The sequence below is a fragment of the Bacteroides sp. HMSC067B03 genome, assembly GCF_001811315.1.
Taxonomy (GTDB): Bacteria; Bacteroidota; Bacteroidia; order Bacteroidales; family Bacteroidaceae; genus Bacteroides; species Bacteroides faecis.
The window spans coordinates 51,955-70,093 of record NZ_KV804257.1; the positions used below are offsets into that span (position 1 = coordinate 51,955).

Below are 18,139 nucleotides of genomic sequence, written 5' to 3' on the forward strand. Positions count from 1 at the left end.
AATTCAGTCTGAAGGAATATTGCTGTTAAAATGATATTGAGCAAAGAAAGGTGACCAGAAATGGGACACTGAAATCAACGACAAAACCATGAAAGATAGAAATGATTACGAATTCTTTTCCGGAACATCGGGTGATAATAGGAAGAGTAGTGTCCATGGTGGTAGCTCCGCCTACGGAGATAGGAGCCAGTTTACCGAAATACTTCACAAGTAACGGGGCACCCAGCAATGCTATAATTTCACGCATGATATTGGATAGCAATGCGATTGTTCCTAATTCCGGGCCTTTATATTCGGTGATGAATATACTGGAGAGGGAATAGTAACCAAATCCGGCTCCCACTGCCATACAGTCTAAAGAGGTTCTTTGACTCATGAAAATCCCCGCTACGGCACAACCTGCCAGCGTTCCCAGTATCGTCATGACAGGAAGAAACATCAGGCGGGGATTCAGGGAACGGAAACTTTTCAGTGTATTGGGGTCATTACCGATACTGATGCCTACGCAGAACATCAGTCCGCAGAGGGCATAATAACTTAGTTTGCTATCGGTAAAGTCATAAGGAATCAGATGGTAAAATCCACAAAGAGTACCAATGATAAAAAATGAGACGATAATCAGACTTCCTTTCATGCTTCTGTCTCCTTTCTCCTGTTTCTTATATATAACAGGTACCAGAGTCCCCATGCACACAGGACACTGCCAGTCACTGCTGCCAGTGTGATAATGATTGCTTCGAGTCCCAATGTATGTAATCCTTTGATGATAGCCTCGTTTCCTCCCACATCAATTCCGAGGAGAAAGAGCAGGGTCCATATCAGGAGAGTGATTATCTTATGTATCCATAATAGCCTTTTATTACGCAACAGGTAGCCGACGAGCATCCCGGTTAGCATAATTCCAATGATAATAAACATAGTAAAACGTCAGTTTTTGATTTTGCTGCGAAGGTAGTAAAATAGTTAACGCTGCCATGTCCTGATCCGTACTTTTTTACTGACTTCCGTGCTGATTCCTACCATTCCGGTACCTCCATGTACATTACTGGGGTATCTGATGGGTTCGTTGATCGTTTCATCGTAAACATCAGAATCTACTAAATTGAGAGCTTTCAGGTAGTAATATTCCGTTTCTGTGATGCTTAATAAACGGATGATGACATCCAATGAATCATAATATCCATATCCGTCGGAACCAGAACTGCTATTAACACTGGGACTGTTGTAAACCGTCATGGTGTAGGATGAGTTTCTGAACCGTGAATCATCAAATACGCCGTAAATGTTTTTGGCTGTGTCGAATAGTCCGTTGTCTTCGTCATCTCCTGTTGACGGTTGTCCGTCTGTCAGCACAACATCTTCGCGACCGATAAATGAATAGCCAAGCTGTCTTGTCCAATAAATATAGTCCTCTCCTCCTTCCTCATGGTTGTATCCCCATAGTGTCAATTGCTTGCCTACTACTATACGGTAGTAATTCTCTTCGTTGGGACGATCGCGGAAAGTAATTTTGTAACGCATGTAGTCTTGAGTGAAGCCATTTTGTGTTAAGGGGACAGTGAGCGTATCAATGTTTTCTATTTCATCAAGACGCTGTGGCACGGTAACTTCTGCCCAGGCATGATATTTTCCGTCATCTGTAAGGGCATCGATGCGTACCACGTCACCGGGAGAAAATGTCCCGTTCATGTTGAAACGGCATTGCTGGTCATAATCTGTTTCCGGAGGGAGAGGACGCAGGGTCTCTCTGATTTGTCCGTTGACGCGCACTTCAACTGTGGCATTTTCAATGTGGGTGCTATTGTCTTTTCCCGTAAGGTTGAGAAATAAGACATTGGTCAGGCTGTCGGCATTGATAAAGGCATTCATTACCAACTTGGGAGGATTATCTTTTATATTAAAAGGAAGCTCGTTCTCACAAGATACTGTTGACAGTATGATAACTAATAGGATAAGTGGATGATATGTATAAGTTCTCATGTTGGTTCAGAATTTATAAGTGTAGGTAAAAGACGGAATACAGGGCAATAGGGTGTATTTTTTGATGACGGCTTTTCCATCATAATTATATGCACGGTATACCCATGCCGGATTCATGGAGTTGTATGCATTATATAAGCTAATATTCCAGATACGCATTCCGTGTTTGGTCTTTCTGTTGAAATTGATTCCTATATTCAGTCGGTGGCTTGCCGGTAACCGGTAATTATTGCGATGTTCTACATAATTAGATTCTCCGATATTGGGAGAGTTGTTGTAAGCAGGATTGTAGTAGTCCTCGTATCCTGGAGTATAACCATTGTTTGCCCCATTGCCGGGACGGATTATGGCGGTCTTTTCTTCGGGAATGGTACTTGTCCCTCCCGTATAAAACACCCATGAAGCACCGATGTCAATGCGTTCGTTGAATTTATGATTGACTGTCAGGTTTATGTTGTGGCGGCGGTCGTATTTGTATGGAAAACGTTCTCCATTGTTTATGCCGCCTTTGGCAAATTTGCGGTCGCTTTTGGATAAGGTGTATGACAGCCATCCTGTTGTCTTTCCAAGTGTTTTCTGTGCCATTAACTCAATTCCTACCGAGCGGCCTTTCCCCATTTCCACTTTGTTTTCCCATCCGGTGGAGGACCCGAAGAAGCTGACTCCATCCTTATATTCCAGCACATTGCGCATATCCTTGTAATATCCTTCCACCGAGAATTCCCAACCTTTAATTCCTGTATAATATCCTCCCAGAGAATATTGATGAGATTGCATCGGCTTTATTTCTTTTGTTACAGGAACCCACAAATCAGTCGGCATAGCTATCGGCATGGATGAAAGTAAATGTACATACTGACTCATTTTGGTATAAGATGCTTTTAGCGTTATGTCATCCGTCAGTTGATAACGGGCTGATATGCGTGGCTGTAGCGAAAAATAGCTTTGTTTTTGTACATGAAATAAAGAAAAATGCAGTCCGAGATTCAGGCGGAGGCGACTGCTGATCTTTAGGTTATCTTCTGCATAGGCGGATACTTCGTGTGCGTAAATCCGGCTATTATTCATGTTATGGTAAGTGGTGTCACGGTATGTCTGATCATCTGTCCTGTCAGAAATCTTGGAAGTCATTACTTCCGGACGGAAACGATGATAGATGTATCCGGCACCAAACTTGACATGATGTACGGGCGAGGGGTTGTAATCAAAGTCTATCTGATAGTGCCAGTCGTTAATGCCGGAGCGGTAATCGGAAGAATATCGGTTGGTAAAGGTTTCGTCATTGCCGAGAGCATATTGATTGCTCGTATATGCGTTAATGTCGAATAAGTAGTTGTTGTAAGAAACGGTTGTATTGCTAAACAGACGGTTATTGAAAATATAGTTCCATCTGGCGGAAATGATTGTGTTCCCCCAATTCATCTTACTGCCGTCCTTATAATCTGTATTGCTGTCGTAGTCAGCAGCAAAATGGTCTTTTCCATTGTAAGCACTTAAATAGAGGCGGCTTCGGTCGGAAAATTTATGGTTGATCTTTGCATTGATATCATAAAAGTAATAACTGTATTTCTCGTCATCGGGCATGAATGGTTTGGCTATTAAATCTGCATACGAACGTCTTGCGGATATGTTGAATGACGTTTTGTCTTTCACGATCGGCCCTTCCAGATTTATCTTGCTGGTCAGTAAGCCGATACTGAGTGTTCCATGATACTTTTTCATATCTCCATCATTGGTTCGTACATCAATGACAGAGGAGAGACGCCCGCCAAAACGTGCAGGAAAGGAACTTTTAAACAGAGTAACCTTTTTGATAGCTTCGGGGGTAAAGACGGAAAAGAATCCGAACATATGATCTACGTTATATACCGGGGTCCCGTCAAGTAATATCAGATTTTGGTCAGGACTGCCACCGCGTATGTATAATCCCGCCGAACCGTCTACGCCTGCCTGTACTCCGGGCATTAACTGGATAGCTTTCATTACATCTGCTTCTCCCAGTATGCTTGGAGTGTTCTTGATCTGAACCATTGGTATTTCAATTGATCCCATCTGTGTAGCTACTGTACCTGCTTCTGCTTTATCCGAAACGACTACTACTTCCTGTAATTGTGCGTTTCCTCTCATACGGATATTCAATAGTGTATCTTGTGAGAGAGTGAATTTATGTGTCTCTGTGGCGTATCCCAAATAGGAGAAACGTAATTCCGTTTCTCCTTCGGGTAAAGTAATACTATAAAAGCCGTAAGGATTGGTAGTAGTGCCTTGATATTGATGACTCTCAATGATATTAGTACCAATCAACGTCTCGGAAGACGTTCCGTCGGTAACATATCCGCTGATAGTAAACTTGCGGCTTACCGGCTTTTGCTTTTTCTTCTTTTGCAGGAGGATATAGCGCTCGGAGAACTGATAACTTATCGGTTCATCTTTGAATACGAGATCCAATATTTCATGCAAAGGCATATCTTTCACTTTCAGGTTGATTTTATGACTGATGTTGATTTCTTCGCCATAGATAAAGGAATATCCTGTCGAGTTCTCGATCCGCTTAACGAACTCCTTCAATGTAGCATTTCGCAGCGTGAGCGTGAGTCGGGCATTGGCATTTTGTGCGTATGCCTGTGCAGTGATAAGGATCACCATACCTATCAGAACGAGTGTTCTGACAGGCAGGTGTCCTTGAGGAATAGTTTTCATTTAGTCTAGTTTTGGAGTAATAGTAATCTGTTGAGTGTTTCGTGAATAGTTAAAATAACCGGCATTGTGCAATACAGACAAAATCGTTTCCAGATCTTCTCCATTGCGGAATCGTGCTGTGACCCGATAATTTCGCAGGGTGGAATCGGCGATGTGGATAGTTGTTCCGAACGAGTTGGACAGTTCGCGGGCAATCTCCTGTAGAGGTAGGTCGTCGAATATAAACTCTCCGTGGCGCCAGGAAACTTCGTCTCCGGCATTTTCCAGTACCTTGCGGGTAAGCTTTTGTTCCACCTTATTATATATAGCTACTTCGTTTGGTTTCAAAACCATGTGTACTGAGTTGTTTTTATTGCTGACCGCTACCGATCCCGTTAGTAAAGTCGTCTTTACATCCGGATTGTCAGGATAGGCATCGACATTAAAATGAGTACCTAATACTTGAACGTCAATCGTTTCAGTCTGCACTATAAACGGGTGTTTTTTGCTTTTGCTTACCTCAAAATAGGCTTCTCCGCTCAGCTCCACTTCCCGGTTATCCGATTTGAACTGTTTCGGATAGGAAAGGGAAGAATAGTGGTTTAGCGTGACAGAAGTACCGTCGGGCAGAAGGATGGTGCGTGTTTCTGCCAGGGTGGTAACTGTCTGTATGGATACCGGTTGCATATATAGATAAGCTGCCCATACCGATAGACAAAGTAAGACTACTGCTGCCGCTGCCGCAAATGTGCGTACCGGATATAACCGGTGATGATGGAATTTCAGCTTCTTCTCCAGTTGCGGATAGCTGGCTGCTGCTGAAAAACGTCCTCTCGGTGAGCGGGTGGAAGCTATGAGCTTGTTCAGTATTTCTTCTAATTCTCTATCGGTATATTTCATATTTTTTCTATTTAGCTTTCTTTCTACTTTCGTTTTAGCAGAATTGTCAGTTTGCTGATACCGCCCTCTTTCCATTGGGGAGTACAGGATAAGGTAACATTCTGTTGTTTCAGTATCATCTTTTGGGGATAAAACTTGATGGTGGTCATAGCTGATTTCTGTCCCGCCTTGATGGTTACTTTGTTTTCTGTCAGTTTCATGATAGGTGCCTGTCCCGCAGGAAGAGCAGGAGTAGTGAGCAATACTGTCCTGTCCTCTTTTGATTTGTCGGCAGCTATAATTTTAATCTGCAACTCACTTTCGGATTGATTCTTGTCACACTCAATGGTTCGGGTGGATTTCTCAAATCCTACATAATCCTTGGGGAAGTTGTCATTGTCGTTGTTGCAGGAAAACAGACTCAGACATGTTGTTAAGAGGACAAAGAGCCCAACGTTTGTGTCATTAAACTTTTTCATCATTTCTGTCTTTTTTAGTGATTAATAGGTTTGTTTGCTGATAAAGACAGGGGATTGACAGAAACTCCCTACGCACTTTTTGCAAATAAACGTTAATATAAAAAGAACCGGTTTAATAACGTGCAACTGGGGGTGGTTGGCTGTTTTAATCATCCACTTGACAGAATCATCTCTTTCAGTCGGGTAACAGCTTTCTGGAGTTGGGCATCCACCGTCTTTATGCTGATATCCAGTTCTTCCGCTACTTGTGCATAGCTTTGCTTCTCTTCACGAATACGGATAAATACTTCCCGACAACGTTCCGGAAGCCGGTCGAGTGCTTTCACATAAATTGCAAACAATTCTTCGCTGATTAATGACTCTTCCGGAGAATAGCTTTGTTCCTGTGGTTCCGGCAAAGAATCGGAATGAATGGTGGTGTACTTTGATTCTTTTTCCAGATAATTGAGAGAAGCGTTCTTGACCAGAATAAAACAATAGTCCTCGATGTTTTTTACATCAAGGAGGGTGTCGCGCTGCTTCCATAGTTTCAGGAAGATATCGAGCACGATTTCCTGCGACCATTCTTCCTGTTTCACGTAATAATAGGCTATGCGGAAGAGTCGGTCGTAAGTCATGTTATAGAAGTCGCGGAAGGCTGTTTGTGAGTCCAGTTCCTTCATTTGCCGTAATAACTTTCTTACTTCTGATTCGGTCATCAGCTGATCTTTAATATTTTAGTTAACCCAAAGCAAGTCGCTCATAATACTGTCGGAGATGAAAATTCCTTCTCGTGTCAGGCGTAAGGCCCCTTCGTGCATTTCCAGTTTCCCATTTTCCAGATAGGGGGCAGACATCTTCCGGCAATATTCCCACAGTTCATTACCGAACTCTTGTTTTAGTTTTTCTATAGGGGTACCCCATACGGTGCGTATGGTGGTAATGATAAATTCGTTGTAACGGGTCGTCTGATCCAGATTTTCTGTTTCAAAGTTACGCCGGTCTCCTTCTATACCTTTTATATATAGGTCGATGGAAGACACGTTCCATTCGCGTGTTGTTCCATTGAACGAATGTGCAGACGGTCCGCAGCCCAGATATGGTATTCCTTTCCAGTACGAGGTATTGTGACGGGAGTATTTGCCGGGACGACAGAAATTGGATATTTCATAATGCTCGTATCCCGCTTCCTGCAAATGTTCGATCAGCAGTGTAAAGAACTGTAAGCTGGAATCTTCATCTACTTCCTCTATCTGGTGCTGTTTCAACATATTATATATAGGTGTATCTTCTTCGTAAGTCAGATGGTAGGCGGAAATGTGCTCTACGTTCAGGCTGGTGGCTTGGCGGAGATCATTTTCCCAACGTTCTTTGGTTTCTCCGGGCAGTCCGTATATAAGGTCGATACTGATGTTTTGAAACCCTGCCTCTCTGCATCTGTGGACTGCCTCGATGGCTGTCCGGGAAGTATGGCGGCGTTTCAGCAATTGGAGTGTCGTATCGTCGAATGTCTGTATTCCCATACTGATACGGTTGAATGGGAGGGAAGCGAGCATTTTCAGATAGTCCGGTGTCAAGTCATCGGGATTGGCTTCTAAGGTTATTTCCCGGCAATGTTCCATTCCATATTGTTCGCGGATGACATCAAATATAAGTATGAAATCTTCTTCTTCCAACTGGGACGGGGTACCTCCTCCGAAATAAATGGTTTCTACATATTCTCCTTTCAGGTATTTTTTTCGCATTTCCAGTTCACGGCAAAGGGCACGTACATAACGTGTCTTCAATTCGCTGCGGGTAGTGGAATAGAAATCGCAATAGATGCAGCGGGTTTTGCAAAAGGGAATATGAAGATAAATACCTGCCATAATTGCATTGTTTAAGAGTTCTAGCTGGCAAAAATAAGGCTATTTATTGGATAACTTAGTATTTTTTCAGGCATTTGTTTGTTTTTGAGTCGTATTCCGGAATTCGTTCTATAGTTGTTTCCCTTTAGTTCCACTATTGTTATCCTTTCGTTCCATAGCTGTGGAACGAACCGACTGCTGTGACTTGAAGAAATGAAGTATGCGATGGTGGATAATTAGGTATCGGGGGTGATTGTTTATTTTGTTCAATAAGGGGTTATGTTACATAACATTGTTTAGTAACACTGTCATAAATATTGCTTTTCCCCCAATAAATCCCTAATTTGCGCGTCACTAAATTAATGGTATGTGAGAAACATACTGAGTAATTACTAAAATCTTATATATTATGAAAGTATATCAGACTAATGAAATCAAGAACATTGCCTTGTTGGGAAGTTCTGGCTCTGGGAAAACCACTCTCGTGGAAGCAATGCTTTTCGAGAGTGGTGTTATAAAACGTCGCGGATCTGTTGCCGCAAAAAACACAGTTAGCGATTATTTCCCTGTTGAACAAGAGTATGGTTACTCCGTTTTCTCTACCGTTCTCCACGTAGAATGGAACAATAAAAAACTTAATATTATAGACTGTCCGGGATCGGACGACTTCGTTGGCAGTACGGTAACTGCACTTAATGTGACCGACACAGCAATTATACTTCTCAATGGTCAATACGGCGTCGAAGTCGGTACGCAAAATCACTTCCGATATACTGAAAAATTGAATAAGCCAGTTATTTTTCTAGTCAACCAGCTTGATAATGAAAAATGCGACTATGATAATATCCTTGAACAACTGAAAGAGGCATATGGCTCTAAAGTGGTTCCTATCCAATATCCTATTGCTACAGGTCCGGGCTTTAATGCTTTGATTGACGTATTGTTAATGAAGAAATATTCGTGGAAACCCGAAGGTGGTGCTCCTACGATTGAAGATATTCCGGCAGAAGAAATGGATAAGGCTATGGAAATGCACAAAGCATTGGTAGAAGCTGCTGCCGAAAACGATGAAGGTCTGATGGAGAAATTCTTTGAACAAGACTCTCTGACAGAAGATGAAATGCGGGAAGGTATCCGTAAAGGTTTGATTGCCAGAGGTATGTTCCCGGTGTTCTGCGTTTGTGGTGGTAAGGACATGGGCGTTCGCCGTTTGATGGAATTCTTGGGCAACGTTGTTCCTTTCGTCTCTGAAATGCCGAAAGTCGAAAATACAGACGGTAAAGAAGTGGCCCCGGATGTTAACGGACCGGAATCTTTGTATTTCTTTAAGACGAGTGTCGAACCGCATATCGGTGAGGTATCTTACTTTAAAGTAATGAGTGGCAAGGTTCGTGAAGGCGATGACTTGCTGAACGCTGACCGTGGTTCGAAAGAACGTATTGCTCAGATTTATGTCGTAGCCGGTGGTAACCGTGTGAAAGTGGAAGAACTTCAGGCCGGTGATATCGGTGCTGCTGTAAAACTGAAGGATGTGAAAACAGGAAATACACTGAACGGTAAGGACTGCGATTATAAATTCAACTTTATCAAATATCCGAATTCTAAATATTCCCGTGCTATCAAACCGGTGAATGAAGCGGATGTAGAAAAGATGATGACTATCTTGAATCGTATGCGCGAAGAAGATCCGACATGGGTGATTGAACAGTCGAAAGAGTTGAAACAAACACTGGTTCACGGACAAGGAGAGTTCCATCTGCGTACATTGAAGTGGCGTCTGGAAAATAATGAGAAACTTCAGGTGAAATACGAGGAACCGAAGATTCCGTATCGTGAAACAATTACGAAAGCTGCCCGTGCTGACTATCGTCATAAGAAGCAATCCGGTGGTGCCGGCCAGTTTGGTGAAGTTCACCTGATCGTGGAACCTTATAAAGAAGGTATGCCTGTGCCCGATACTTATAAATTCAATGGACAGGAATTCAAGATTACCGTGAGAGGTACCGAGGAAATTCCATTGGAATGGGGTGGTAAACTGGTATTTATTAACAGTATCGTAGGTGGTTCTATCGATGCCCGTTTCTTGCCTGCTATCATGAAAGGTATCATGTCTCGTCTGGAACAAGGTCCGTTGACTGGTTCGTATGCGCGTGATGTGCGTGTAATTGTGTATGATGGTAAGATGCACCCGGTAGACTCAAATGAAATTTCCTTTATGCTTGCCGGACGTAATGCCTTCAGTGAAGCCTTTAAAAATGCCGGTCCGAAGATTTTGGAACCGATTTATGATGTGGAAGTGTTTGTTCCGTCTGACAGAATGGGGGATGTGATGGGAGATCTTCAGGGACGTCGTGCCATGATTATGGGTATGAGCAGCGAAAAGGGATTTGAGAAACTTGTTGCTAAAGTACCTTTGAAGGAGATGTCTTCTTACTCGACAGCACTTAGTTCACTCACCGGTGGACGTGCTTCATTTATCATGAAGTTCGCTAGTTATGAACTTGTTCCGACAGATGTTCAGGAGAAGTTGATTAAAGATTTTGAGGCTAAACAAACGGAAGAATAAACAATAATTCTCTCAAAACTGTTAAAACCGTTGCCTTTTTTAAGTAAAAGGTGGCGGTTTTTGTTTAACTATGATTAATAAAGATGGAAAATCGCAAGGAAAAGATTTAATTTTTTATTAAATTTGCAAACCAAAGAAGGAGTTATATTGTTGTAGTAATCAGAATACAACCTAAATAGCTCTTTACGGTTAATTTCCGGGAACTTCCGGTTAAATCAAGTTAATGTGCTAGGAGTGTTAATTAGGGAGTGTTAATTTTGTTGCTATGAAGAAGTCAACAATTTGGATATTAAGTATTGTAATGGGGCTTTCTTTCCTTAGTCTGTTGTATCTGCAGGTCAGTTATATAGAGGAAATGATGAAAACCCGGAAGGAACAATTTGATGCGGCTGTGCGCAACAGCTTGGATCAGGTTTCCAAGGATGTGGAATATGCAGAAACAAGACGCTGGTTAATCGAAGATATTTCAGAAGCTGAGAGAAAAGCGTTGACTGCGAACAATTCTTCCATACAACAAAACAATTTGATTCAGCAAACGCAACGTTTTACAGTAAAGTCAAAAGATGGCAGAGTGTATTCGGACTTTGAACTGAAAGTGATGACTACCAAACCATCTGAGCTTCCTAAAGCTATGATTTCTCCTTATAGAGGCTCAAAGACGATTCCGGAAACTTCGCGTTCACTGGTAGAAGCTATTAAAAACCGATATATGTATCAACGGGCATTGCTGGATGAAGTAGCCTGGCAGATGATTTATCGGGGAAGCGACAGGTCGATTGGCGATAGGGTACGATTTGGAGACTTAAACGGGTATCTTAAATCGAATCTATATAATAATAGTATAGATCTGCCTTTTCATTATTCTGTGATTGACAAGGATGGACGTGAAGTCTACCGTTGTGCGGATTATGAAACAAAAGGAAGTGAGGAGTCTTATCAGCAGGCATTGTTTAAAAACGACCCGCCTGCAAAGATGAGCATTCTGAAAGTACATTTCCCGGGAAGGAAGGACTATATTTTCGATTCGATCAGTTTCATGATTCCGTCGCTGATATTTACGCTGGTGTTGTTGGTGACATTCATCTTTACGATTTATATCGTATTTCGACAGAAGAAGTTGACGGAGATGAAGAATGACTTTGTCAATAACATGACGCATGAATTCAAGACTCCGATATCAACTATCTCGTTGGCAGCGCAGATGTTGAAGGACCCCGCGGTAGCAAAATCACCGCAAATGTTCCAGCATATATCGGGAGTTATTAATGATGAAACCAAGCGCTTGCGCTTTCAGGTAGAAAAGGTGCTGCAGATGTCAATGTTTGACCGGCAGAAGGCAACGCTGAAGATGAAGGAAATCGATGCGAACGAACTGATATCGGGAGTGATCAATACCTTTGCACTGAAAGTGGAACGATATAATGGTAAGATAACATCGAACCTTGAGGCTGCCGATCCTGTTATATTTGCAGATGAAATGCATCTTACCAATGTGATCTTCAATCTGATGGATAACGCGGTAAAATATAAAAAAGCGGAAGAGGATCTGGAACTGAAGGTGAAAACGTGGAATGAATCGGGTAAACTGATGATTTCGATACAAGATAACGGTATTGGTATCAAGAAGGAAAACCTGAAAAAGATATTTGAAAAGTTCTATCGTGTGCATACGGGTAATCTGCACGATGTGAAGGGGTTTGGACTGGGATTGGCTTATGTGAAGAAAATTATTACCGATCATAAGGGAACCATTAGAGCGGAAAGCGACCTGAACGTGGGAACTAAATTTATTATTGCATTACCTTTATTAAAAAATAATTGATATGGACGAGAAACTGCGTATTTTATTATGCGAGGATGACGAAAATCTTGGCATGCTTTTAAGAGAATATTTACAGGCAAAAGGTTATTCTGCTGAGTTATATCCTGATGGAGAAGCCGGTTATAAGGCTTTCTTGAAGAATAAATATGACTTGTGCGTGTTTGACGTTATGATGCCTAAAAAGGATGGCTTTACGTTGGCACAGGATGTCCGTGCTGCGAATGCTGAGATACCTATTATCTTCCTGACTGCAAAAACGCTGAAAGAAGATATTCTGGAAGGATTTAAGATTGGTGCGGATGATTATATCACTAAACCATTCAGTATGGAAGAGTTGACTTTCAGAATTGAAGCTATCTTGAGACGTGTTCGTGGAAAGAAGAACAAAGAAAGCAACATCTACAAAATCGGTAAGTTTACCTTTGACACTCAGAAACAGATTCTGGCTACAGAAGGCAAGCAGACCAAGTTGACTACCAAAGAGTCTGAACTTCTCGGACTGCTTTGTGCACATGCTAATGAGATTCTGCAACGTGACTTTGCTCTGAAAACTATCTGGATTGATGATAACTACTTCAATGCCCGTAGTATGGATGTGTATATCACGAAGTTGCGTAAGCACTTGAAAGAAGATGATTCTATTGAGATTATCAATATCCACGGAAAAGGCTATAAGCTGATTACACCGGAAGTTGAATCTTAATGAGTATTCGGATAACCACAAATAAAAAATCCCGGAAACATTCGTTCCCGGGATTTTTTATTGATTTCTAATAAATTAATCAGCGATCTTCTTATTAATGATAATATAAGAAATGAGTCCCAGTACTACAAGGAATACTGAACTGCCCAGAACCGCGTTGTTGTTTACATTGCCGGTAAAGGAACAAGCCAACAGGATGACCACTCCGATCAAGATTAATATCAATCCCAAATTCTTTAATAAGCCTTTCATGCGTGTGTATTTTAATAGATTATAATATTCCAGTCACAAATTAAAGCATAATTCTTTAACGGGCGAAATAATTTAGGTGAAAAATCCATTATAAAGACAGATTTAGTGGATTTTATGAATTAAATGATTGCTTTTCTGCCTAGTCCTTGGTATTGTAGAATACCTTTTTTAAGACTTCCTGTCCAATGCTCAGTTCTTCCAGGGTAATGCCATGAAGAGCTTCCTTCAAAGTCTGTCCTGCAATGATGCGCGCTTTTTCTTCCAGTTCTTTTCCGTCTTTTGTCAGGTGGATCAGATTGGTACGGCGATCTTTTTTGTCAGAAATGCGCACTACAAGATGCTGCCGTTCCATGTTGTCTATGAGGCGGGTCATGCTGGGTTTGTCTTTAAAAGTTGCATTGCACAACTCTTGTTGCGTAACGCCGTCCTTCTCCCATAGAAAGATGAGTACCGTCCATTGCTCAGGGCTGATTTCCAGACCGTTCTGACGGAAATTACGATATAGCTTCCGGTTGATTGCAGCGGAAACCTTACCATTTAAGATGGCGAATATAAGCCGGATATCGAAATTAAATTGCTCTATCATGAAATTATTGTTTAAACAACTTTGCAAAGGTAAGCCTCTTCCCGGATAATTCCTACATTCGGATACAAAAAAAGATTAAATATTTGTAGTTCAAAATAAAATGCCTAACTTTGCACCCGCAATTTAAAATAAAATAAATTATTTATTTAATTAAACGAGTATGAATCAATACGAAACCGTTTTCATTTTAACTCCCGTTTTGTCTGATGTTCAGATGAAGGAAGCGGTAGACAAATTCAAAGGTATTCTTCAAACTGAAGGTGCTGAGATTATCAATGAAGAAAACTGGGGACTGAAGAAATTGGCTTACCCAATTCAGAAGAAGTCTACAGGTTTTTATCAATTGGTTGAGTTCAATGCAGATCCTACTGTAATTGACAAGTTGGAACTTAACTTCCGTCGTGATGAACGCGTTATCCGCTTCTTGACTTTCAAAATGGACAAGTATGCTGCGGAATATGCTGCTAAAAGAAGAAGTGTTAAATCAAACAAAAAGGAGGATTAATCATGGCACAACAGACTCAATCAGAAATCAGATATTTAACTCCGCCCTCAGTAGACGTTAAGAAGAAAAAATACTGTCGTTTCAAAAAGAGCGGTATCCGTTATATCGACTACAAAGATCCTGAATTCTTGAAGAAATTCTTGAACGAACAAGGAAAAATTCTTCCACGTCGTATCACTGGTACTTCTTTGAAGTTCCAACGTCGTATCGCACAAGCTGTGAAGAGAGCTCGTCACTTGGCATTGTTGCCTTATGTAACTGACATGATGAAATAAGAAGGAGGAAAAGTATGGAAATTATATTGAAAGAAGACATCGTAAACTTGGGTTATAAGAACGATATCGTAAACGTGAAATCCGGATACGGTCGTAATTATCTGATCCCGACTGGAAAAGCTATCATCGCTTCTCCTTCTGCAAAGAAAATGTTGGCTGAAGACTTGAAACAGCGTGCTCACAAACTTGAGAAGATCAAGAAAGATGCTGAAGCACTGGCTGCTAAGTTGGAAGGCGTTTCATTGACTATCGCAACAAAAGTTAGTTCAACAGGTACTATCTTCGGTTCTGTTAGCAATATCCAGATTGCTGAAGCATTGGCAAAACTGGGTCACGAAGTTGACAGAAAGATCATCGTTGTAAAAGACGCTGTGAAAGAAGTTGGTAACTACAAAGCTATCGTAAAACTTCACAAGGAAGTTTCTGTAGAAATTCCTTTCGAAGTAGTTGCTGAATAAGAGCAAATTTACTTCTTATATAAAAAAGCGATTTGTTCTGATGGATAAATCGCTTTTTTTTATCATCTTTGCTGATAATATGAAATTCAACCGTTGTTATCTGAAGAGAATCGTTTTGCTGCTCCTGGTCTCTCTGGGAATTGGCAATGCTCTTTATGCGAATAACGAATTGAAAATACTGGCTGACTCTCTGCATAAAATGATAGATGCGAAGCCTCTATTTGTGCAGAAGAAGGAACAGCGGATTGCCCGAATTAAATGTTTGTTGAAAGACTCCGGGCTGACTCCCGATCGGGAATACAAAATTAATCTTCAATTATACAACGAGTATAAGAAATTTAATATTGATTCTGCCATTCATTATGTCGACCGGAATCTTGAAATTGCTCGTCAGCTAAACAGAAACTACCTGAAATACCAGTCGTCTTTACAACTCAGTCTCGTATATTCTATGTGCGGCAGGTATAGGGATGCGGAATTACTCCTCGAAAATATAAAACCATCAGAACTTCCTCGTTCATTATTAGCTACTTATTATGATACATATGCCCGTTTTTGGGAGTATTATTCGATTTCTGCTACCAATAATCAGTACGGAAAAAAACGGGAAGCCTATCAGGATTCACTGTATGCTCTTATGGATCATACTTCCTTTGACTATAAATTGTCACGGGCTTATTCTTATACAGGACGCGATTCAACAAAGGCGATCAAGATTTTGGATGAGTTGCTGAATGCTGAGGAGGTAGGAACTCCTAATTATGCGATGATTACTCATTCGTATGCCATGCTGAGCCGCTATTTGAAGAGAGAGGATGATGCAAAGAAATACCTCATGATGTCTGCCATTGCTGATATTCAGAATGCCACACGTGAAACGGCCTCCTTACAGGCACTTGCACTGATACAATATGAGGAAAATAATTTGGCGGATGCTTTCAAATTTACACAGTCGGCTATTGATGATGTAGTTTCCTCCGGTATTCATTTCCGGGCAATGGAAATCTATAAATTCTATTCTATTATTAATACAGCTTATCAGACGGAGGAAGCCAGATCTAAATCGAATCTGATTACCTTTCTTATCTCAACCAGCGTTTCTCTTTTTCTTTTAGTCGTATTGGTGGTGTTCATTTATATTCAGATGAAGAAGACACTGCGGATGAAGCGGGCGTTGGCACAAAGTAATGAGGAACTTTTGAGATTGAACGACAAGCTCAATAGTATGAATAGTGAGCTGAATGACAAGAATGATGAACTGTCTGAGATTAATAATATAAAGGAGCATTATATAGCTCAATTCTTCGATGTATGTTTCAGTTACATCCATAAAATGGAGAAATATCAGAATATGCTTTATAAGATAGCCATTAATAAGTGTTATGAAGAACTGATTAAAAAGCTGAAATCATCTGCGCTGATTGATGATGAACTTGATGCTTTATATACTCGCTTCGATAGAGTCTTTTTGAATTTATATCCGACTTTTGTTTCAGATTTCAATGCCTTGCTGAAAGATGATGAGAAAATTATTCTCAAGCAGGATGCATTGTTGAACAGGGAGCTACGCATTTATGCTTTGTTGCGTCTGGGTATCACAGATAGTGGTAAGATCGCCAACTTCCTCCGTTGCTCTACAAGTACTGTCTATAATTATCGTACTAAGATGCGAAACAAGGCTGCGGTAGACCGGGATGAATTTGAAAATGAAATTATGAAAATCTGACCAGTATAGACGATTTTGTGCCATTTCTAAGGAAAAGCCCTTTCCAAACTATCTACATTTTTTAGATAGGTAAATATAGATAAGTGTTTGATATATAGAGGTAAATGCGTTTTTTGAATCTACATAAAGTTGTGTAGACTCCATAAAGCGTTATTTATTTGGCTAGTTTTGCGATATCGGTTTTCAGACAATTTGCGAACGGATGAAAATCGGTATCTTATATATTGTTTGTACTTAAATTCGCCATGTTTTATGAATACACAATTTTCACTAGACACAAAAATAAAGGTAGGAATAATCGGTTTCGGTAGAATGGGAAGATTCTATTGGGAGGCGATGCGAAAGAGTGGGCGATGGGAGATTGCCTATATTTGTGATACGGACCCTACAACACGCGAACTGGCAAAGAAATTATCTCCTGAATCTCGTGTAATAGATAATGATCAGAGAATTTTTGAAGACGAGAGTATACAGGTTGTCGGACTCTTCACATTAGCAGACTCAAGACTTGAACAAATAGAAAAGGCTATTCGATACGGAAAGCATATCATTGCGGAAAAACCCGTTGCAGATACAATGGAAAAAGAGTGGAAAGTAGTAGATATGATAGAGAATTCAAATGTACTTTCTACGGTGAATTTATATCTGCGAAACTCCTGGTATCATAATTTGATGAAGGAATATATTCAAAAGGGAGAAATTGGGGAGTTGGCTATCATCCGTATCTGCCACATGACTCCGGGATTGGCACCGGGTGAAGGGCATGAGTATGAAGGACCGGCTTTCCACGATTGCGGAATGCATTATGTTGATATTGTCCGCTGGTACGCTGAAAGTGAATATAGAACATGGAATGCCCAAGGCGTGAACATGTGGAATTACAAAGACCCTTGGTGGGTACAATGTCACGGAACTTTTCAAAATGGTATAGTCTTTGATATCACGCAAGGCTTTGTCTATGGGCAGCTATCCAAAGATCAGACACATAATTCTTATGTAGATATTATAGGTACAGAAGGTATTGTGCGTATGACGCATGATTTCAAAACCGCTGTTGTTGATTTACATGGAGTGCATCAGACACTTCGTGTGGAAAAACCTTTTGGTGGGAAGAATATTGATGTACTGTGCGATTTGTTTGCTGATTCAGTGTTGACCGGTAAACGAAATCCCCGTCTGCCGTTAATGTACGATTCGACTATCGCATCCGAATATGCGTGGAAATTCTTACAGGATGCACGTATGAATGATTTGCCGGCTATCGGTAACTTACAGACTCTTGAGCAGATACGCGAACGCAGAAAAAACATGAAAAATGGATATGGGTTGCTACATAGTAATCCACCACAAATAACTAACTCCTTAAAATAATAAAACCATGTCAGACTTTTCAAGAAGAAAAT

General features: G+C 40.9%; 18 protein-coding genes. 8 read left to right on the plus strand and 10 right to left on the minus strand.

Features of this window, described 5'->3' with window-relative positions; genetic code table 11:
* Positions 1 to 25 precede the first annotated feature (25 nt).
* The 8 genes from HMPREF2794_RS01725 to hemW all read right to left on the minus strand — a co-directional run bounded on the left by HMPREF2794_RS01725 (position 26) and on the right by hemW (position 7,864).
* A complete protein-coding gene (locus HMPREF2794_RS01725) occupies positions 26 to 634 on the minus strand; it encodes a LysO family transporter (RefSeq protein ID WP_010539407.1) in 609 nt (202 codons plus the stop codon).
* Positions 631 to 918 (minus strand): LysO family transporter, encoded by a 288-nt coding sequence (locus HMPREF2794_RS01730; protein WP_010539406.1) that lies wholly within the window; start codon positions 916 to 918, stop codon positions 631 to 633. Before HMPREF2794_RS01730 ends, HMPREF2794_RS01725 begins: the two co-directional genes overlap by 4 nt.
* 45 nt (positions 919 to 963) lie before the next feature.
* Complete coding sequence (locus HMPREF2794_RS01735; protein ID WP_070750724.1) at positions 964 to 1,980, minus strand: DUF4249 domain-containing protein; 1,017 nt, start codon at positions 1,978 to 1,980, stop codon at positions 964 to 966.
* Positions 1,981 to 1,986: 6 nt separating this feature from the next.
* Positions 1,987 to 4,680: a TonB-dependent receptor gene (locus HMPREF2794_RS01740; protein WP_070750726.1), complete on the minus strand. Its 2,694-nt coding sequence runs from the start codon at positions 4,678 to 4,680 to the stop codon at positions 1,987 to 1,989.
* Positions 4,681 to 5,559 carry a FecR family protein gene (locus tag HMPREF2794_RS01745; RefSeq protein ID WP_070750728.1) on the minus strand — a complete coding sequence of 293 codons (879 nt, stop codon included), beginning with the start codon at positions 5,557 to 5,559 and terminating at the stop codon, positions 4,681 to 4,683.
* Positions 5,560 to 5,582: 23 nt separating this feature from the next.
* Entirely contained in the window at positions 5,583 to 6,017 is a 435-nt protein-coding gene (locus tag HMPREF2794_RS01750) for a hypothetical protein (protein ID WP_022301588.1), read from the minus strand.
* Positions 6,018 to 6,166: 149 nt separating this feature from the next.
* Entirely contained in the window at positions 6,167 to 6,715 is a 549-nt protein-coding gene (locus HMPREF2794_RS01755; protein ID WP_010539401.1) for an RNA polymerase sigma-70 factor, read from the minus strand.
* An 18-nt stretch (positions 6,716 to 6,733) separates the two neighbouring features.
* A complete protein-coding gene (gene hemW, locus HMPREF2794_RS01760) occupies positions 6,734 to 7,864 on the minus strand; it encodes a radical SAM family heme chaperone HemW (protein WP_010539400.1) in 1,131 nt (376 codons plus the stop codon).
* A gap of 388 nt (positions 7,865 to 8,252) precedes the next feature.
* Here hemW and HMPREF2794_RS01765 point away from each other — a divergent pair, with 388 nt between their 5' ends.
* From HMPREF2794_RS01765 to HMPREF2794_RS01775, 3 genes are all read left to right on the plus strand, one after another.
* Positions 8,253 to 10,409, plus strand: coding sequence for an elongation factor G (locus tag HMPREF2794_RS01765; RefSeq protein WP_010539399.1), 2,157 nt, complete (start codon positions 8,253 to 8,255; stop codon positions 10,407 to 10,409).
* A gap of 265 nt (positions 10,410 to 10,674) precedes the next feature.
* Complete coding sequence (locus HMPREF2794_RS01770; RefSeq protein ID WP_010539398.1) at positions 10,675 to 12,231, plus strand: sensor histidine kinase; 1,557 nt, start codon at positions 10,675 to 10,677, stop codon at positions 12,229 to 12,231.
* A gap of 1 nt (position 12,232) precedes the next feature.
* Entirely contained in the window at positions 12,233 to 12,934 is a 702-nt protein-coding gene (locus HMPREF2794_RS01775) for a response regulator transcription factor RprY (RefSeq protein WP_005678712.1), read from the plus strand.
* A 75-nt stretch (positions 12,935 to 13,009) separates the two neighbouring features.
* On the opposite strand, the gene HMPREF2794_RS28745 is transcribed toward HMPREF2794_RS01775, so the two are convergent.
* Together HMPREF2794_RS28745 and HMPREF2794_RS01780 are read right to left on the minus strand one after the other, a co-directional pair.
* Complete coding sequence (locus HMPREF2794_RS28745) at positions 13,010 to 13,186, minus strand: hypothetical protein (RefSeq protein WP_010539397.1); 177 nt, start codon at positions 13,184 to 13,186, stop codon at positions 13,010 to 13,012.
* Positions 13,187 to 13,325: 139 nt separating this feature from the next.
* Entirely contained in the window at positions 13,326 to 13,772 is a 447-nt protein-coding gene (locus tag HMPREF2794_RS01780) for a MarR family winged helix-turn-helix transcriptional regulator (RefSeq protein ID WP_008759738.1), read from the minus strand.
* Positions 13,773 to 13,932: 160 nt separating this feature from the next.
* Between HMPREF2794_RS01780 and rpsF the strand changes: the two genes are divergently transcribed.
* From rpsF to HMPREF2794_RS01805, 5 genes are all read left to right on the plus strand, one after another.
* Entirely contained in the window at positions 13,933 to 14,277 is a 345-nt protein-coding gene (gene rpsF, locus HMPREF2794_RS01785) for a 30S ribosomal protein S6 (RefSeq protein ID WP_055270504.1), read from the plus strand.
* Positions 14,278 to 14,279: 2 nt separating this feature from the next.
* Entirely contained in the window at positions 14,280 to 14,552 is a 273-nt protein-coding gene (rpsR, locus tag HMPREF2794_RS01790) for a 30S ribosomal protein S18 (RefSeq protein ID WP_008759740.1), read from the plus strand.
* A gap of 14 nt (positions 14,553 to 14,566) precedes the next feature.
* A complete protein-coding gene (gene rplI, locus HMPREF2794_RS01795) occupies positions 14,567 to 15,010 on the plus strand; it encodes a 50S ribosomal protein L9 (protein WP_010539395.1) in 444 nt (147 codons plus the stop codon).
* A gap of 79 nt (positions 15,011 to 15,089) precedes the next feature.
* Complete coding sequence (locus HMPREF2794_RS01800; RefSeq protein ID WP_055270603.1) at positions 15,090 to 16,736, plus strand: DUF6377 domain-containing protein; 1,647 nt, start codon at positions 15,090 to 15,092, stop codon at positions 16,734 to 16,736.
* Between the two features lie 252 nt (positions 16,737 to 16,988).
* Entirely contained in the window at positions 16,989 to 18,107 is a 1,119-nt protein-coding gene (locus tag HMPREF2794_RS01805) for a Gfo/Idh/MocA family protein (RefSeq protein ID WP_022301592.1), read from the plus strand.
* Positions 18,108 to 18,139 lie beyond the last annotated feature (32 nt).